Genomic DNA, 16,957 nt, shown 5'->3' with positions numbered 1-16,957 from the left:
CACATTCGCGTCGGGCGTCGGTGCCGGTGGCGGGCCATGTATGAGTTGTATTGGAAAGATGAAGGCGGACAATCTCTGCATCTTTCCAATACAACTCAATCACAACGCTGGCCCCCGGCAATACGATAGCAACAGCGCTTGTCACCTGTTCGCTAGAGCGGCCAGAACAGCAGGATCGCCGGGATCGACACCGCCACCACGATGATCTCGAGCGGCAGTCCCATGCGCCAGTAGTCTCCGAACCCGTAACCGCCGGGGCCAAGGATCAGCGTGTTGTTCTTGTGCCCGATTGGCGTGAGGAAGGCAGAGGAGGCGGCCACGGCCACCGCCATGAGGAACGGGTCGGGTGAGACGCCCAGTGTCTGGGCCATCTGGATGCCGACGGGGGCCGCGACGATGGTGGTTGCTGTGTTGTTCAGCACGTCCGACAGGGTCATCGTCACTACCATCAGCACAGTAAGGACCAGCCAAGGCGCCATCCCTTCGGTCAGGGAGACGAGCGCGCCGGCGATGAGTTCGGTGCCGCCCGAGGTTTCAAGTGCGGCACCCAGCGGGATCATCGAGCCCAGAAGCACCACCACAGGCCATTCGATATGGGTGTAGAGCTCGGACAGGGGGACGATTTTCGCCAGCACGTAGGCCGTCACCACGAGGCCGAGGGCCACGGGCAGGTAGACCAGCCCGACGCTCGCAGCCAGCACCGCGGCACCGAACAGCCCGATGGCAAGCCACACCTTGGTGTTCTCGGTCACGGCCAGGCCACGGTCCGCCAGTGGCAGTACCCCCAGCCAGTCGGTCACGTCCTGTGCGGTGTCGCGCGGTACGAGCAGCAGCAGGATATCGCCCGCCTCGAGCGGCGTGGTGCGCAAATGATCGGTGATCTTCCGCCCCCGGCGCGAGATGCCCAGCAACACGGTGCGGTGCCGCCAGATCAGCCCCACGGCCTGCGTCGTGCGCCCGTTCAGCCGCGATTCCTCTGGCACCACTACTTCGATGATCTCGACCCCTTCGCCGCCCGCCTTGAGCCGCTCCTCGCGCACGCTGTCGGCGACCGCGAGGTCAAGAGCGCTGCGGAATTCATCGAGGGCATCGGGCGTCGCCTCGAGCACCAGCGCGTCGCCTGCGGCGAGCACCACGTTGCGCGCCTGGCCATAGCGGCGTTTGCCGTCGCGGATGAGACCGAGGATTGCCACATCTGCGCCTTCCGCCACCGGGATCAGCTCGGCAAGACGTTTGCCGATGTGCTTGCTGTCCTTGGGCACCACCAGTTCGGCGATATACTGGGCGATGTCCTCGCTGCTGATGATCGGATCCTCGCGCGCTGGGATCAGCCGCCAGCCGATCAGTGCGACAAAGGCCAGCCCCGCGATGGCCGCCAGCCCGCCCACCGGCGCAAAGTCGAACATGCGGAACGGCGCGCCCAGCGATTCCTGCCGGATCGAGGCGATGATGATGTTGGGGGGCGTGCCGATAAGCGTGACCATGCCGCCAAGGATCGTGGCAAAGCTGAGCGGCATCAGGCTCAGCCCCGGCTGTCGCCCCGCCTTGCGCGCGGTCTGTATGTCGACGGGCATGAGCAGGGCCAGGGCGGCCACGTTGTTCATAAATGCCGAGAGCACGCCACCCACGGCTCCCATCAGCGCGATATGCGCACCAAGGCTGCGCGAGGCATCGACCAGCGTGCGGGTGATCAGCAACACCGCGCCCGAACGCACCAGCCCGGCCGAGACCACCAGCACCAGTGCCACCACCAGCGTCGCGGGGTGGCCAAAGCCGGAAAAGGCGTCCTTGGTCGGGACAACGCCCAGCACCACGCCGATCATCAGCGCGGCGAAAGCCACGATATCGTAGCGAAAACGCCCCCAGAGCAGCAGGCCAAAGACCGCGCCGAAGAGGGTGAATAGAATGATCTGATCGCTGCTCACAGGGCCGATCATGCATCTGGGGCAGGGCAAGGCAATCGCAATCTCTCTGCCTGATGTGACAGTTTGCGGCAGCGACAGATCTTTTCAACGCATGAATGCATTGATATCTTGTCGCCCCGAGGTTGAACGGAAGGATGGGCAAAATGAAAAAGAACGTGCTTGTCTACGTGCCGAATGGCCTGATCGAGGACGACGTCGTCGCCACTGTCCGGGAGGTGCACAAGGGCGCCGAGGTCAAGCTTGTCGAGAACATCGATGCGGTATGCAAGACCCTTTCCGAACATCGGGGCTGGGCCTGGGCGGTGCTCGATGCCGAGCCCGAAGAGCTGGAGCGCGCTGACCTCCGCGAGGCGCTTGTCCGCAATGAGGCCCTGCCGGTTGTGCTTTCACAGCGCATCGAGGATCCCGCAATCTCTGACTGGGTATTTCTCGACCCGCCCTTCTCAACGGAGATGCTGCGCGACGCTCTGGACAAAACAAGACCCTATTGACGGGCCGACGTCCCGGTCCGCGCGACGCGGGGCTTGAGTGATCGCGCGCGCGCCTATAAATGGCCCCCCAACTGATCAATCGTGAGGACCGTCATGGCAGGCCATTCCAAATGGGCAAACATCCAGCACCGCAAGGGGCGTCAGGATGCGGCCCGCTCCAAACTGTTTTCAAAGCTGTCGAAGGAAATCACCGTCGCGGCCAAGATGGGCGATCCGGACCCCGACAAGAACCCGCGCCTGCGTCTGGCCGTGAAGGAAGCCAAGTCGCAGTCGATGCCCAAGGACAACATCGACCGCGCGATCAAGAAGGCCACCGGGGGTGACGCGGAGGATTACGAGGAAATCCGCTATGAGGGCTACGGCCCCAACGGTGTCGCCGTGATCGTCGAGGCGATGACCGACAACCGCAACCGCACCGCGTCGAACGTGCGCTCCACCTTTACCAAGAACGGTGGCAATCTGGGCGAGACGGGCAGCGTCGGCTTCATGTTCGACCGCAAGGGCGAGATCACCTATCTGGCGGATGCGGGCGACGCGGATACCGTGATGATGGCCGCAATTGAGGCAGGCGCCGAGGACGTCGAAAGCTCCGAAGATGGTCACATCATCTGGTGTGCGGATACCGACCTGAACGAGGTGGCGACGGCACTCGAGGCGGAACTGGGGGAATCGGAGTCCACCAAGCTGGTCTGGCGGCCCACCACGACGACCGAGATGGACCTCGACAGCATGCAGAAGCTGATGAAGCTCGTGGACGCGCTGGAGGACGACGATGACGTGCAGCGCGTGACGACAAACTTCGAGGCACCGGACGATGTGATGGCGCAGCTGTAAGCCGCCGGAACACCGGGAACGAAAAAGCCGCCCCTGCATGAGGGCGGCTTTTTCTTTTCGACCTACCAGGATTTTCAGCCAAAAATTCGAGACATGCCGAACCAACCTCTGCCACCGCTACGCCGGGGCCGGGAGGGGCTGTCGGCGGGCTTCTGGCCCGCCACCGAGGAGATCACGCGCTTGACCTCATTCAGCCGCGCACGTGCGTCATCGCCGCCCGCGCCTGCCTGCACGTGCAGAATCTTGGACTGCGTGTGCAGCGCGGCCTCGATGACTGCGAGTTCATCCTTGGTAACTGCAAGCGTGTGGCGTGTATCGCGCATTGTCTTATCCTTAATCACCTTCCGTAGATAGGAAGCCAATCGGATTACGCCAGTCCTCGCGGGACGGATCACTCAGTTGTGTGCTTCCGTGGGTGAAGTTTCGCCGGTTTGCCGCAAATGCTTGGTGGAACTGCGGAAAATCGCGCGGGTTAACGGGGTGAGCGCCTTGGCCATGACCCGCGTGACCTGCCAGTATAGCGGCACATCCATGGGCTGCGCTGGATCGAGTGCCACGAGGCGGCCTTTGGCGAGATGTTCTGTGACAAGGCTCTCAGGGTTCATGCCCCAGGCCAGACCCAAGAGTGTCGCGTCTACAAAGGCATGGGTCGAGGGCATCTGGTGGCTAGGCGGATGGAGATGCTTGCCGGTCTTCTGGGTGATCCAGCGGTGTTGCAAACGGTCCTTGGGCGTGAAGGTCAGCATCGGGGCCTTCGCCAGTGTGGTCGCCGTGACGCCTTTGGCGAAATACCTGCGCATGAATTCCGGGCTGGCCGTCGCCACGTAACGCAGTGCGCCCAAGGGGTGCAGGTCGCAACCGGGCACAGCCCGGTCGTGGCCCGTGACGGCGGCGCTGACAGCCCCGCGCCGCAGCCAGTCATCCGCGGTGTCCTGATCGTCGATGCGCAGGTCATAAAGCATCTGGGGCGCTTCGGCGAAAGCGGGAATGAGCCAGGTGGCGAGGCTATCGGCGGGCACAGCGAGCGTCAGGCGGGCAGGGGTGGCCCCCGCCTGCGCCATGTCGCCAAGCGCCTGCGCTTCCAGCAACGCGATGTCCTCGGCATGTTTGGCAAGTCGCGCACCCAGTTCCGTGGGCTGGCAAGGCTGGCTGCGCAGGACCAGCGTCGCGCCGACCTGTTCCTCAAGCGCCTTCAAGCGCTGGGAGATCGCCGAGGGGGTGACATGGAGCGCGCCTGCGGCGGCCTCGAAACTGCCAAGGCGAAGGATGGCGGAGAGGGCAGCAAGCTGGGTGGGGTCGATAGGCATTAGCAACGCTAATCCAAAATTATCTGATTTAATTTGCCTAATGCCTTGGCCCCGCATAGTCAAACCGCCGATCCAGCGGAGTGCATCATGCTCACCTCTTTCCTTTCGGGTTTCACCCTCAGCCTGACCCTGATCCTCGCCATCGGGGCACAGAACGCCTTTGTCCTGCGGCAGGGGCTGCGGCGCGAGCATCTCTTCTGGGTCTGCCTAACCTGCGGTACGTCCGATGCGATCCTGATCGCCGCCGGGGTGGCGGGCTTCGGCGCGCTTGCCCAAGCCCTGCCGTGGTTCGAGACGGCAATGCGCTACGGCGGGGCGGCTTTCCTTATCTGGTACGGCTGGCGCAATGCGCTCTCTGCCCGGCAAGGCGGACAGGTACTGGACACCTCGGGCACCGCCACCACCAGCCTGCGCCGCGCGATTCTCACGCTGCTCGCACTCACCTGGCTGAACCCGCATGTTTACCTCGATACCGTGGTGCTCATCGGCTCGATCTCGGCCCAGTATCCCGACCGGCTGGCCTTCGGCATCGGGGCGACGCTGGCCAGTTTCGTCTTTTTCTTCTCGCTCGGCTACGGTGCGCGGGTGCTGAGCCCGCTTTTCGCGCGGCCAACGAGCTGGCAGGTCCTCGACGCGGTCATCGCGCTGACCATGTGGGGGATCGCGGCAAAACTTTTGCTCATGTGATCTTGCCCTTTGCCGGTGCCGCGCTCACTACTTGGCCATGAGCAGTACCGCAGCTTCACGCCCCCTCGTGGGCATCTTCTGGATGTTCGTGACGGGCGTGTTCTTCATCATGGTCACCGCATTGGTGAAATACATGGGGCCGCGCCTGCCGGCACCCGAGGCGGCCTTTATCCGCTACGGTCTGGGGCTTGTGTTCCTGATCCCCTCGCTGGGCACGATCCGCAGCGCGCAGATCACCACGCGGCAATGGTCGCTTTTCGGGATGCGGGGGCTGTTCCATGCTGGCGGTGTGGCACTGTGGTTCTTCGCCATGACGCGCATCCCCATCGCCGAAGTGACGGCGATGAACTACCTCGCCCCCATCTACGTGACCGTGGGCGCGGCGATCTTCCTTGGCGAAAAGCTCGCCATGCGCCGCATTTTCGCGGTGGTCATGGGGCTGGCGGGAGCCGCGATCATCCTGCGTCCGGGTTTTCGCGAGGTTAGCCTTGGGCATCTCGCGATGCTCATGGCCGGTTTCGTTTTTGCAGGCTCCTACCTCATCGCCAAGGTGCTGGCGGACGAGGCCAAGCCGGGCGTCATCGTCGGCATGCTTTCGGTCTTCGTGACCATCGGCCTTGCCCCGCTGGCCATCCCCGTCTGGATCACCCCGACATGGGAGGAACTGGCGATCCTCTCGGCGGTCGCGATCTTTGCCACCTCGGGGCACTATACGATGACCCTGGCCTTTGCCGCCGCCCCCGTGACGGTGACGCAACCGGTGACCTTCCTTCAGCTTGTCTGGGCCACGGCGCTCGGGGCCGTGGCCTTTGCCGAGCCGGTGGATATCTGGGTGATCATCGGCGGCTTCGTGATCCTCGCCTCGGTCACATTCATCACCTGGCGCGAGGCGGTGCTGAAGCGTCAGATCACGCCGGTGTCAAACGCCACCAAGCTCTGAAGGTTTGTTGATTGACGGATCAATAAAAAACCCGCTACGGTCGGGCGACCCCCTGCCAAGGACCGAATCCCGATGCCCAAAGTCGGTATGGAACCCATTCGCCGCTCCGCCCTCGTCGAGGCGACCATCGCCGAGATCGGTGCCGCGCATTCGCTCGACGTGACGGTCGGGCAAATCGCGAGGCGCGCGGGCATGTCCACGGCACTGGCGCACCACTATTTCGGCGGCAAGGACCAGATATTCCTCGCCGCCATGCGCCATATCCTGTCCGATTTCGGCGCGGAGGTGCGCGCGCGGCTGACCAGGGCCCGAACCCCGCGCGACCGCGCCGCCGCCATCATCGCGGCCAGCTTCGACGAGACCTGCTTTGCCCCCGCGACCGTCAACGCCTGGATGACGCTCTATGCCGCCGCCCCGACCAATGCCGAAACCCGCCGCTTGCTGCGCCTCTACCATCACCGCCTGCGCTCGAACCTCATCCACGCCCTGCGCCCGGTCAGCCCGACACCCGAGGCCGATGCCGAGACGCTTGCCGCGCTGATCGACGGTCTTTACCTGCGCGCCGCCCTTTCGGGCGACAGCGACCCCGAAACCGCCCGCGACCGGGCGCTTTCCACCCTGACCCTTCTGCTGGACGCCCCGCGATGACCAAGCCCAACATCCTGATCCTTATGGTCGACCAGCTGAACGGCACGCTGTTCCCGGACGGCCCCGCCGACTGGCTGCACGCGCCGCAGCTCAAGGCGCTGGCCGCCCGTTCGACAAGGTTCCGCAACGCCTATACCGCCTCGCCCCTCTGCGCGCCGGGCCGGGCGGCCTTCATGTCCGGCCAGCTGCCCTCGGCCACGGGGGTCTACGACAACGCCGCCGAGTTCTGCTCGAGCATTCCCACCTACGCGCACCATTTGCGCCGCGCCGGCTATCACACGTGCCTGTCGGGCAAGATGCACTTCGTGGGCCCCGACCAGTTGCACGGCTTCGAGGAACGGCTGACCACCGACATCTATCCGGCCGATTTCGGCTGGACCCCGGACTACCGCAAACCGGGCGAGCGGATCGACTGGTGGTATCACAACATGGGGTCGGTGACCGGAGCGGGCGTGGCCGAGACCACCAACCAGCTCGAATACGACGACGAGGTCGCCTACAACGCCACCCGCAAACTCTATGACCTCGCACGCGGTGGCGACGCGCGGCCCTGGTGCCTGACCGTCAGCTTCACCCATCCCCATGACCCTTATGTCGCACGGCGCAGGTACTGGGACCTCTACGAGGATTGCGCCCACCTCATGCCCGAGGTCCCGGCGATGGACTACGCGGATCACGACCCGCATTCCAAGCGCATCTTCGACGCCAACAACTGGCGCGAGTTCGACATTTCAGAAGATGACATCCGCCGTTCCCGCCGCGCCTATTTCGCCAATATCTCCTACATCGACGACAAGATCGGCGAGATCCTGCAGGTGCTGGAAGACACGCGGCAGGAGGCGATCGTCGTCTTCGTCTCCGACCACGGCGATATGCTGGGCGAGCGGGGGTTGTGGTTCAAGATGTCCTTCTTCGAAGGATCGTCCCGCGTGCCGCTGATGATTGCCGCGCCGGAGATGACGCCGGGCCTTCAGGAGGTGCCGGTCAGCACCATCGACCTCTGCCCCACGCTCTGCGACCTCGCGGGCGTGAGCATGGAAGAGGTCATGCCCTGGACAACCGGGCAATCGCTGAAACCGCTGGGGCAGGGCGGCAGCCGCAGCGAACCCGTCGCCATGGAATACGCGGCCGAGGCCAGCTATTCCCCGATGATCGCGCTCCGGCAGGGCCGCTGGAAATACACCAATTGCGCGCTCGACCCCGAACAGCTTTTTGACCTCGACGCCGATCCGCACGAACTCAACAATCTCTTTGACGACCCCGCCCACGCCGACACGCTCGAAGGCTTCCGCCTTGAGGCCGCCGCCCGCTGGGATCTCGAAACATTCGACGCCGAGGTGCGCAAGTCCCAGGCCCGCCGTTGGGTGGTCTACGAAGCCCTGCGCGAGGGCGGCTACTACCCCTGGGACTACCAGCCGCTGCGCCGCGCGTCCGAGCAATACATGCGCAACCACATGGACCTCAACATCCTCGAAGAAAGCAAACGTTTCCCCCGAGGCGAATGATCTTCCCTCTTTCTGGCCACATAAAGTCCCCGCCGGAGGCATAAAAATCAAATGACCTACGCAACCCAACCCACCGCCAGCCATTTCATCGACGGCCAATACGTCGAGGATGAAAACGGCACGCCCATCGACGTGGTCTACCCCGCGACGGGCGAAAAGATCGCCACCGTTCACGCCGCCACCCCGGCGATCATCGACCGCGCCATCACGGCAGCGAAGAGCGCCCAGAAAACCTGGGCAGCGATGAGCGGCACGGAGCGCGGGCGCATCCTGCGCCGTGCTGCGGACATGATGCGCGAGCGCAACCACGATCTTTCGGTGCTGGAGACCTACGACACCGGTAAACCCTACCAGGAAACCTCCGTTGTCGATGCGACCTCCGGCGCCGACGCGCTGGAGTATTTCGGCGGCATGGCGGCAACGCTCACAGGCGAGCATATCCCGCTTGGTGGTGAGAACTGGGTCTATACCCGCCGCGAACCGCTGGGCCTCTGCGTCGGCATCGGGGCCTGGAACTACCCCACGCAGATCGCCTGCTGGAAGGGTGCCCCGGCGCTGGCCTGCGGGAATGCGATGATCTTCAAACCCTCCGAGACGACCCCGCTCTGCGCGCTGAAAGTGGCGGAAATCCTGCACGAGGCCGGACTGCCTGCGGGGCTCTACAACGTGGTACAGGGCATGGGAGAGGTGGGCAGTGCGTTGGTCTCCGACCCACGCGTCGACAAGGTCTCGCTCACCGGCTCGGTCCCCACGGGCCGCAAGGTCTATGCCGCCGCTGCCGACGGGATCAAGCATGTGACGATGGAACTGGGGGGCAAGTCGCCGCTCATCGTCTTCGAGGACGCGGATATCGACAACGCGGTCTCGGGGGCGATCCTCGGGAACTTCTACAGCTCCGGGCAGGTCTGTTCGAACGGCACGCGGGTCTTCGTGCACCGCGACATCAAGGAGATTTTCCTCGAGCGTCTGACCGAGCGGCTGGGCAACGCGGTGATCGGCGGCCCGCTCGATCCGCAAACCAGCTTCGGCCCCATGGTCTCCGAGCGGCAGATGAACATCGTGCTGGGCTATATCGACAAGGGCAAGGCCGAGGGCGCGCGGCTTGTCACCGGGGGGGCGCGGCTGGACAAGCCGGGCTTCTTTGTCGAACCCACGGTTTTTGCCGACGTCACCGACGACATGGTGATCGCGCGCGAGGAAATCTTCGGGCCTGTCATGGCTGTGTTGGATTTCGAAGATGAAGCCGACGTCATGGCGCGCGCCAATGATACGGAGTTCGGTCTGGCGGCGGGTGTGTTTACGAAGGACCTCGCCCGCGCGCACCGTGTCGCGGCGGGGTTCGAGGCGGGCACCTGCTATATCAACACCTATAACGACGCGCCGGTCGAGGCGCCCTTCGGCGGCTCCAAGATGTCCGGCGTGGGCCGCGAGAATTCCAAGGCCGCCATTGCCCATTACAGCCAGCTCAAGTCGGTGTTCGTGCGGATGGACGATCTGGAGGCGCCTTTCTGAGCGGGGGTTGATCCGAATGAGCGCTGACGCGCACGCCATGCTTGGCGGCGGCTGAGGCGTGAGCCCCGGGGGCCCGGTGTGGCGCGGGTGGCGGGGTCGATGAAATGTGCTGAGAGGCGCTTGAGGCCACAATCTGTGGCTCAAGACACCTCTTTGAGTGTGACGATGCGCTTCTCCGCGGGGTCAAGGACAAGCCGGGCAAAGCCCGGTGCTTCGCATCCTTGACCCCGCGCAGAATCACGAAGGGAAAAAGAGAGATGCAGGCGGAATTCGTGATCGTGGGGGCGGGCAGCGCGGGCTGTGCCATGGCCTACCGGCTGGCGCAGGCGGGGCGGAAGGTGATCGTCATCGAGCATGGGGGCACGGACGCGGGACCCTTCATCCAGATGCCGGCGGCGCTCAGCTACCCGATGAACATGAAGCTGTACGACTGGGGCTACCGGTCGGAGCCCGAGCCGCATCTGAACAACCGCAGACTCGCTTGTCCGCGCGGCAAGGTCATCGGCGGATCGTCCTCGATCAACGGCATGGTCTATGTCCGTGGTCACGCCATGGATTTCGACCATTGGGACGAAGCCGGCGCGCGCGGCTGGGCCTATGCGGACGTCCTGCCCTACTTCAGGCGCATGGAAAGCTGGCACGACGGGGGCCACGGCGGCGATCCCGCCTGGCGCGGCACGGATGGTCCCCTGCATGTGAGCCGGGGCCCGCGGGCCAACCCGCTCTACCGCGCCTTTGTCGAGGCGGGACGACAGGCGGGCTACGAGATCACCGACGACTACAACGGCGAAAAGCAGGAAGGCTTCGGCCCGATGGAGCAGACCGTCTGGCAGGGCCGACGCTGGTCGGCGGCCAATGCCTATCTGCGGCCTGCACAGGCGACGGGGAACGTGCAGTTGGTGCGCGCCTTGGCGCAGCGGGTGGTGATCGAGAACGGTCGCGCGACGGGTGTCGAAGTCCTGCGCAAGGGGCAGCGTGAGGTGATCAGGGCCGAACGCGAGGTGGTGCTCGCCGCCTCATCGATCAATTCGCCCAAGCTCCTGATGCTGTCGGGGATCGGTCCCGCCGGGCATCTGGCCGAACACGGGATCGAGGTGGTCGCGGACCGCCCCGGCGTGGGGGCGAACCTGCAGGATCACCTGGAGATGTATATCCAGATGGCGTCCTCCCAGCCGATAACGCTCTACAAGCACTGGAACCTTGTCTCCAAGGCGCTGATCGGGGCGCAGTGGCTGTTCTTCAAAAAGGGTATGGGGGCTTCAAACCAGTTTGAAAGCGCGGGGTTCATCCGTTCGCGCGCGGGTATTCCGTACCCGGACATCCAGTTTCACTTCCTGCCGCTCGCCGTGCGATACGACGGGCAGGCGGCGGCGGAGGGGCACGGGTTTCAGGCGCATACCGGGCCGATGCGGTCGAAGTCGCGCGGCACCGTGACCCTTCGGTCGGCCGATCCGGCAGATGACCCGGTGATCCGGTTCAACTACATGTCGCACCCCGATGACTGGGACGAGTTCCGCACCTGCATCCGGCTGACCCGGGAAATCTTCGCGCAGGAGGCTTTCAAGCCCTTCGTCAAGCACGAGATCCAGCCCGGTGTGGCCTACCAGACCGATGCGGAACTGGACGAGGCGATCCGCGAACATGCTGAGAGCGCCTATCATCCCTGCGGCACCTGCAGGATGGGCGCGGCGGATGACCCGGGGGCCGTCGTGGACCCCGAGGCACGGGTGATCGGGGTAGAGGGCCTGCGGGTCGCAGACAGCTCGATCTTTCCGCGCATCACCAACGGCAACCTCAACGCGCCCTCGATCATGGTAGGCGAAAAGGTGTCGGATCACCTGCTGGGCCGCGATCCGCTGCCGAGGGCGAATGATGCGCCGTGGGTTCATCCCGACTGGCAGACAGCCCAGCGATAGGGCGCGGCCCGCGCGCCACATCTTCACGCTTTGTTAACTTTCGTTAGCGGTTTTCGTTGCCGCATCCGCATGGCACACGGCATGGTTGAGGCATGCGCGTTTTCATGCCTCTCCTGGCCTTTCTCTTGATCATGCCCCTGGCCCTCTCCGCCGCAGAGGTGACCGGCAAGGTCCGGGTGATCGACGGCGACAGCCTGCGCCTCGCGGGCCACAACATCCGGCTTTTCGGGATCGATGCGCCGGAGAACGACCAGACCTGCGTCACCCGTGGCGGGCTGCGCTGGGACTGCGGTGCCGAAGTGACCCGTCTGGTCAGGGAGGCGCTGGAAGGCGAGACGGTGACTTGCGATCTGCGCGGCAAGGACGATTGGGACCGCGATTTGGCGATCTGCCATCTGGGCGGGCGCAACCTGAATGCCTGGCTGGTCGAGGAAGGCTGGGCCTTCGCGTTTCGCAAGTATTCGATGATGTTCGATCTTGAGGAAAAATCGGCCGCCGTGAACGGACGCGGGCTGCATGCTCATGATGTTCAGCGTCCGGTGGACTACCGGCAGGAAAAGCGGGCGCAGAGCAAGCCGCCGGTCGTCAGGCGGATACCAGCGACGGACACCGGGGGCTGCCGGATCAAGGGCAATATTTCGGCCAACGGCAGGATTTACCACATGCCGGGACAACACGATTACGAACGGACAAGCATCCGGCCCGACAAGGGCGAACGCTGGTTCTGTTCAGAGGCGGAGGCGCGGGCGGCGGGCTGGCGGCCCGCGCGGCGCTGATCACTCGACCCGGTAGGGCAACACGTCCCGCCTGTCCGGGTCCACCTTCAATTGCCGCTCCAGCGGCGGCACCGCGCGCTGGTGACAGCCCTTGCGCTCGCAGATGCGGCAGGAAATGCCGATGGGTTCAAACGCCCCGTCCCGGCCAAGATCCAGCCCGTCGGCATAGACCAGCTGATCCGCGTGCCGCACCTCGCATCCCAGAGCGATGGCGTAGCGGCGCACGGGCGCGCCGAAACGGCCCGCCGGTTTCGAGATGTCGCGGGCGAGCGAGATGTATCGTACCCCGTCCGGCGTCTCGGCCAGCTGCCGCAGGAAACGGCCCGGCGTCTCGAAGGCGCGGTGCACGTTCCACAGGGGGCAGGCCCCGCCGAAACGGGCGAATTGCAGGCGTGTCGTGGAATGCCGCTTGGTGATCGTGCCTGCCCTGTCGACGCGGACAAAGAAGAAGGGCACACCCTTGGCACCGGGTCGCTGCAGGGTTGAGAGGCGGTGCGCCACCTGTTCAATGGAGGCGCCGAAGGTGCCGGCGAGGACTTCGAGATCGTGGCGGCAGTCCTGTGCAGCCCGGTGAAAACGCCTGTAGGGCATCAGCGCGGCCCCGGCGAAGTAATTTGCAAGTCCGATCTTGGCGATGTCGCGGGCCGCGTCCGAGGTGAAGCGCGCAAGATCGAGTGTGACCTCGAGCAGCTTGTTCTGGCTCATCAGCGCCACCTGCAACAGCAGCTGGAAGGTCTGTGTCTCGGGCGTGGCGCGTGCTGAAAGGTGCAGCACCTTTGCCTCGGCATCATAACGGCGCAGGGTATCGGTGGCGTCGAAATGCACCGCGACCCCGTTTTCCGCCAGTGCCGAAAGGGCGGCAGCCCTCGTAGCTGAGGGCGTTTCAGCGTCGCGTGCGAAATGCTCTGCCGCGCGGTCCACGGCATCGATGTAATTGTCGCAGTAGTGAAAGAAATCGCGCACCTCTTCCCAGGGCGAAGGTGCCGCGCGGGCATCCTCGCGGCCCAATGCCTCGTCGAGAGAGGCGAGGCGCTCATGGGTCTGTCGGTAGCTGGCGTGCAGATCGAGAAAGGCGCGCGCGAGTCCAGGGGCATTCGATGCGGCAAGGCGGATATCGGCGAGGGGCGGCATCTTGCCCTGGAACACCGGGTCCGCCAGCGCCTCGCGCATGTCGCTGACCAGCCGCTCGCCATCACCCGCCGACAGCTCCGTCACGTCGAGCCCGAATTCCGAGGCCAGTGCCAGCACCACGGTGGTCGACACCGGGCGATTGTTGTTCTCCATCTGGTTGAGGTAGGGCAGGGAAACGCCCAGCCGCGCGGCGAAGTCCTTTTGCGTCAGGTCGAGCCGCGTGCGCAGCTCGCGCAGCTTGGCCCCGGCATAGAGTTTCTGGCTGGCCATCCGCGCGCCCTTTGCAACTTTGCACGTGGCGGCAGATTACCTTTGCAAACCCGCGCTCGCAAGACGGATTGGATCACCGCTGGCGCAGCTGCAAGGTGCGTTCGCGCCTGATTACTGCGAGGATCGAGAAAACACCGGCGATGGCCGTCAGCTGCATGATCAGGATCAGCGGATAGGCGCCCGTATCGGTCGTCAGCAGAACACCCGCAAGGACCGCAAGGCCTGAGCCGCCCCCGATCATGATCGCCCCTCCAAGCCCCGACGCGGTGCCCGCGAGATGCGGACGCACCGACAGCATGCCCGCGGTGGCATTGGGGATGCACAACCCGTTGCCGAGACCGATCAGCGTCATCATGCCAAAGAAGGTCTCTGGGCTGCCGTAGCCCGCAAGGAAGATTAGGAGCGACACCGTTCCCCCCGTGGCATTGGCGAAACAACCCCACATCACCATGTTGTTGACGCCAAAGCGCTGGGCAAACAGCCCCGTCAGCCAGTTGCCGCAGAAATACCCCACGGCGGGCGCACCGAAGTAGATGCCGAGCCAGAAGGGGTCGAGGCCGAAGACCACCGACCCGACGAAGGGCGCGCCGCCGAGGTAGGCAAAGAACGCACCCGAGCAGAAGGCGGCGGCAAGGGCATAGCCCCAGAAGCGTGGTGCGCGGAGAAGCTCGGGGTACTGCGCAAACTGGCCAAGCACGGATGTCTTGCTCTCCCGCGCGGTCTCTCCCATGTCGAAGATCACCAGCAGCAGGATGCCGGTGGCAATCACGATCATCAGCCAGAAGGTCAGATGCCAGTCGCCGAATTGTTCGATCGCGCCGCCGACGGCGGGGGCGATCATCGGCACCAGCGCCATGCCCATGGTGACATAGCCGATTTTGGAGGCCGCCTGATCCTGCGTATAGAGATCGCGCAGCACCGCGCGGCTCAGCACCATGGCGGTGGCGATGATCGCCTGCGCGACACGGAAGAACAGGAATACCCCGGTATTCGGGGCAAAGATGCAGCCGAGCGTGGCGAGAATGAACAGCAACAGCGAGCCGATCATCACCGGCCTGCGCCCGATGTTGTCCGACAGCGGTCCGATGAACAGCTGCAACACTGCCGAGGTCAGCAGGTAAAGCGGCACGGTAAGCTGCATGACCGCGTAGGACGTGCCGAAATATTCCGCCATCTGGGGCAGGCTTGGCAGGAAAATGTTCATGACAAGCGCCGACAGCCCGGCCAGCAGGATCAGCGTCGAGACATGTGGGGGCGTCGCGCGGTCGAGGAAATGGATGACCGGTGCGGCGGGCGCGGTGGTATTCATGCAAATGCAAGTAATCCGGTCCCTCAGCCTTGTCGAGCGATCTTCTTCAGATTTGCAACTTTTCACTTTGCCAAGGACTTCTTGCATATACTTTGCAAATATTCACAAACGGCCTTTCCTCGCCGCCTTCAGCTTCTGTAGTATGCGGCAAATGCTAAGCAGGGGTTTGCCATGAAAGATATTCTCGAACAGCTTGAACAGCGCCGCGAAACCGCCCGCATGGGCGGCGGGCAGGCGCGGATCGATGCGCAGCATGCCCGCGGCAAGCTGACCGCGCGCGAACGCGTCGATCTCTTGCTCGACGAAGGCTCGTTCGAGGAATTCGACATGTTCGTCACTCACCGCTGCACCGATTTCGGCATGGAGAACCAGAAGCCTGCGGGCGACGGCGTCGTGACCGGCTGGGGCACGATCAACGGACGGCTGGTCTACGTGTTTTCTCAGGATTTCACCGTGCTCGGCGGTTCGGTCTCTGAGACCCATGCCAAGAAAATCTGCAAGATCATGGATATGGCCGTGCAGAATGGCGCGCCCGTGATCGGCCTCAACGACTCGGGCGGTGCGCGCATCCAGGAAGGCGTCGACTCGCTCGCAGGCTACGGCGAGGTCTTCCAGCGCAACATCGAGGCCTCGGGCGTCGTCCCGCAGATCAGCGTCATCATGGGGCCCTGCGCGGGCGGCGCGGTCTATTCCCCGGCGATGACCGACTTCATCTTCATGGTCAAGGACAGCTCCTACATGTTCGTGACCGGCCCCGAGGTCGTGAAAACCGTGACCAACGAACAGGTGACGGCAGAGGAACTGGGCGGGGCCTCGACCCATACGCGCAAGTCCTCCGTGGCCGATGCCGCCTTCGAGAACGACGTGGAAGCACTGGCCGAGGTGCGCCGCCTCGTGGACTTCCTACCCTCGAACAACCGCGAAAAGCCGCCCGTGCGCCCCTTCTTCGACGACCCCGAGCGCATCGAGCCCTCGCTCGACACGCTGGTGCCCGAGAACCCCAACACCCCCTACGACATGAAGGAATTGATCCTGAAGCTGGCGGACGAAGGCGATTTCTACGAAATCCAGGAGGATTTCGCCAAGAACATCATCACCGGCTTCATCCGCATCGAGGGCCGCACCGTGGGTGTCGTCGCCAACCAGCCGATGGTGCTGGCGGGCGTTCTGGACATCGACAGCTCCCGCAAGGCCGCGCGCTTCGTGCGCTTCTGCGATGCCTTCGAGATTCCGATCCTTACGCTGGTCGACGTCCCCGGCTTCCTGCCCGGCACGTCGCAGGAATACGGCGGGGTGATCAAGCACGGCGCAAAGCTGCTCTTTGCCTATGGCGAGGCGACGGTGCCCATGGTGACGGTGGCCACCCGCAAGACCTATGGCGGGGCCTATGTGGTGATGGCCTCCAAGCACCTGCATGCCGATTTCAACTATGCCTGGCCTACGGCGGAAGTGGCCGTGATGGGTGCGAAAGGGGCGGTTGAGATCATCCACCGGGCCGACCGGGGCGACGCCGAGAAGATCGCCGCGCACACCAAGCACTACGAAGACCGTTTCGCGAACCCCTTCGTCGCCGCCGAGCGTGGGTTCATCGACGAGGTGATCCAGCCGCGCACGACGCGCAAGCGGATCGCGCGGGCGTTTGCTTCGCTGCGGCACAAGAAAAAGCAGATGCCCTGGAAGAAGCACGACAATATTCCGCTGTGAGG

15 protein-coding genes are annotated in these 16,957 nt (G+C 64.3%); 10 read left to right on the top strand and 5 right to left on the bottom strand.

The genetic code is table 11. The features are described 5' to 3' along the window. Window positions 1-152 precede the first annotated feature (152 nt). Window positions 153-1,925 carry an SLC13 family permease gene (locus AB2B41_RS17875; RefSeq protein ID WP_367879185.1) on the bottom strand — a complete coding sequence of 591 codons (1,773 nt, stop codon included), beginning with the start codon at window positions 1,923-1,925 and terminating at the stop codon, window positions 153-155. A gap of 143 nt (window positions 1,926-2,068) precedes the next feature. On the opposite strand from AB2B41_RS17875, the gene AB2B41_RS17870 reads away from it, so the two are divergent. Together AB2B41_RS17870 and AB2B41_RS17865 are read left to right on the top strand one after the other, a co-directional pair. After that, window positions 2,069-2,416, top strand: coding sequence for a class I SAM-dependent methyltransferase (locus AB2B41_RS17870; RefSeq protein ID WP_367879184.1), 348 nt, complete (start codon window positions 2,069-2,071; stop codon window positions 2,414-2,416). Window positions 2,417-2,509: 93 nt separating this feature from the next. Beyond that, window positions 2,510-3,250, top strand: coding sequence for a YebC/PmpR family DNA-binding transcriptional regulator (locus AB2B41_RS17865; RefSeq protein WP_367879183.1), 741 nt, complete (start codon window positions 2,510-2,512; stop codon window positions 3,248-3,250). A 74-nt stretch (window positions 3,251-3,324) separates the two neighbouring features. Here the strand turns inward: AB2B41_RS17865 and AB2B41_RS17860 are convergent, their stop codons facing one another. Beyond that, window positions 3,325-3,573, bottom strand: a complete 249-nt coding sequence (locus AB2B41_RS17860) for a hypothetical protein (RefSeq protein WP_367879182.1) — start codon at window positions 3,571-3,573, stop codon at window positions 3,325-3,327. 72 nt (window positions 3,574-3,645) lie between these two features. Next, a complete protein-coding gene (locus AB2B41_RS17855) occupies window positions 3,646-4,557 on the bottom strand; it encodes a LysR family transcriptional regulator ArgP (RefSeq protein WP_367879181.1) in 912 nt (303 codons plus the stop codon). A gap of 87 nt (window positions 4,558-4,644) precedes the next feature. On the opposite strand from AB2B41_RS17855, the gene AB2B41_RS17850 reads away from it, so the two are divergent. From AB2B41_RS17850 to AB2B41_RS17820, 7 genes are all read left to right on the top strand, one after another. Then, window positions 4,645-5,244, top strand: coding sequence for a LysE/ArgO family amino acid transporter (locus AB2B41_RS17850; protein ID WP_367879180.1), 600 nt, complete (start codon window positions 4,645-4,647; stop codon window positions 5,242-5,244). A gap of 37 nt (window positions 5,245-5,281) precedes the next feature. After that, window positions 5,282-6,184: a DMT family transporter gene (locus AB2B41_RS17845; protein ID WP_367879179.1), complete on the top strand. Its 903-nt coding sequence runs from the start codon at window positions 5,282-5,284 to the stop codon at window positions 6,182-6,184. A gap of 72 nt (window positions 6,185-6,256) precedes the next feature. Continuing rightward, the gene (gene betI / locus AB2B41_RS17840) at window positions 6,257-6,832 is read left to right on the top strand and encodes a choline-binding transcriptional repressor BetI (RefSeq protein WP_367879178.1); all 576 of its coding nucleotides are present in this window, start codon (window positions 6,257-6,259) and stop codon (window positions 6,830-6,832) included. Next, complete coding sequence (gene betC / locus AB2B41_RS17835) at window positions 6,829-8,337, top strand: choline-sulfatase (protein WP_367879177.1); 1,509 nt, start codon at window positions 6,829-6,831, stop codon at window positions 8,335-8,337. The genes betI and betC overlap by 4 nt, the downstream gene beginning before the upstream one ends. Window positions 8,338-8,388: 51 nt before the next feature. After that, on the top strand, window positions 8,389-9,849 hold the full coding sequence (gene betB, locus AB2B41_RS17830) for a betaine-aldehyde dehydrogenase (RefSeq protein ID WP_367879176.1): 1,461 nt from the start codon (window positions 8,389-8,391) through the stop codon (window positions 9,847-9,849). Window positions 9,850-10,106: 257 nt separating this feature from the next. Then, complete coding sequence (gene betA / locus AB2B41_RS17825) at window positions 10,107-11,765, top strand: choline dehydrogenase (RefSeq protein ID WP_367879175.1); 1,659 nt, start codon at window positions 10,107-10,109, stop codon at window positions 11,763-11,765. A 92-nt stretch (window positions 11,766-11,857) separates the two neighbouring features. After that, the gene (locus AB2B41_RS17820; RefSeq protein WP_367879174.1) at window positions 11,858-12,541 is read left to right on the top strand and encodes a thermonuclease family protein; all 684 of its coding nucleotides are present in this window, start codon (window positions 11,858-11,860) and stop codon (window positions 12,539-12,541) included. On the opposite strand, the gene AB2B41_RS17815 is transcribed toward AB2B41_RS17820, so the two are convergent. Both AB2B41_RS17815 and AB2B41_RS17810 read right to left on the bottom strand, forming a co-directional pair. Further along, entirely contained in the window at window positions 12,542-13,942 is a 1,401-nt protein-coding gene (locus tag AB2B41_RS17815) for a helix-turn-helix domain-containing protein (protein ID WP_367879173.1), read from the bottom strand. A 73-nt stretch (window positions 13,943-14,015) separates the two neighbouring features. After that, window positions 14,016-15,251 (bottom strand): multidrug effflux MFS transporter, encoded by a 1,236-nt coding sequence (locus AB2B41_RS17810; RefSeq protein ID WP_367879172.1) that lies wholly within the window; start codon window positions 15,249-15,251, stop codon window positions 14,016-14,018. Between the two features lie 171 nt (window positions 15,252-15,422). On the opposite strand from AB2B41_RS17810, the gene AB2B41_RS17805 reads away from it, so the two are divergent. Further along, the gene (locus AB2B41_RS17805; protein ID WP_367879171.1) at window positions 15,423-16,955 is read left to right on the top strand and encodes an acyl-CoA carboxylase subunit beta; all 1,533 of its coding nucleotides are present in this window, start codon (window positions 15,423-15,425) and stop codon (window positions 16,953-16,955) included. Window positions 16,956-16,957 lie beyond the last annotated feature (2 nt).

Origin of the sequence: Sulfitobacter sediminis (assembly GCF_040811725.1) — a bacterium.
Taxonomy (GTDB): Bacteria; Pseudomonadota; Alphaproteobacteria; order Rhodobacterales; family Rhodobacteraceae; genus Sulfitobacter; species Sulfitobacter sediminis.
This window is presented reverse-complemented; position numbering and strand designations above follow the sequence as displayed.

Excerpts from the sequence above, each read along its gene's own strand:
- AB2B41_RS17870 (WP_367879184.1), top strand. The coding sequence starts at position 2,069 with ATGAAAAAGAACGTGCTTGTCTACGTGCCGAATGGCCTGATCGAGGAC.
- AB2B41_RS17865 (WP_367879183.1), top strand. The coding sequence starts at position 2,510 with ATGGCAGGCCATTCCAAATGGGCAAACATCCAGCACCGCAAGGGGCGT.
- AB2B41_RS17860 (WP_367879182.1), bottom strand. The coding sequence starts at position 3,573 with ATGCGCGATACACGCCACACGCTTGCAGTTACCAAGGATGAACTCGCA.
- AB2B41_RS17855 (WP_367879181.1), bottom strand. The coding sequence starts at position 4,557 with ATGCCTATCGACCCCACCCAGCTTGCTGCCCTCTCCGCCATCCTTCGC.
- AB2B41_RS17850 (WP_367879180.1), top strand. The coding sequence starts at position 4,645 with ATGCTCACCTCTTTCCTTTCGGGTTTCACCCTCAGCCTGACCCTGATC.
- AB2B41_RS17845 (WP_367879179.1), top strand. The coding sequence starts at position 5,282 with ATGAGCAGTACCGCAGCTTCACGCCCCCTCGTGGGCATCTTCTGGATG.
- betI (WP_367879178.1), top strand. The coding sequence starts at position 6,257 with ATGCCCAAAGTCGGTATGGAACCCATTCGCCGCTCCGCCCTCGTCGAG.
- betC (WP_367879177.1), top strand. The coding sequence starts at position 6,829 with ATGACCAAGCCCAACATCCTGATCCTTATGGTCGACCAGCTGAACGGC.
- betB (WP_367879176.1), top strand. The coding sequence starts at position 8,389 with ATGACCTACGCAACCCAACCCACCGCCAGCCATTTCATCGACGGCCAA.
- betA (WP_367879175.1), top strand. The coding sequence starts at position 10,107 with ATGCAGGCGGAATTCGTGATCGTGGGGGCGGGCAGCGCGGGCTGTGCC.
- AB2B41_RS17820 (WP_367879174.1), top strand. The coding sequence starts at position 11,858 with ATGCGCGTTTTCATGCCTCTCCTGGCCTTTCTCTTGATCATGCCCCTG.
- AB2B41_RS17815 (WP_367879173.1), bottom strand. The coding sequence starts at position 13,942 with ATGGCCAGCCAGAAACTCTATGCCGGGGCCAAGCTGCGCGAGCTGCGC.
- AB2B41_RS17810 (WP_367879172.1), bottom strand. The coding sequence starts at position 15,251 with ATGAATACCACCGCGCCCGCCGCACCGGTCATCCATTTCCTCGACCGC.
- AB2B41_RS17805 (WP_367879171.1), top strand. The coding sequence starts at position 15,423 with ATGAAAGATATTCTCGAACAGCTTGAACAGCGCCGCGAAACCGCCCGC.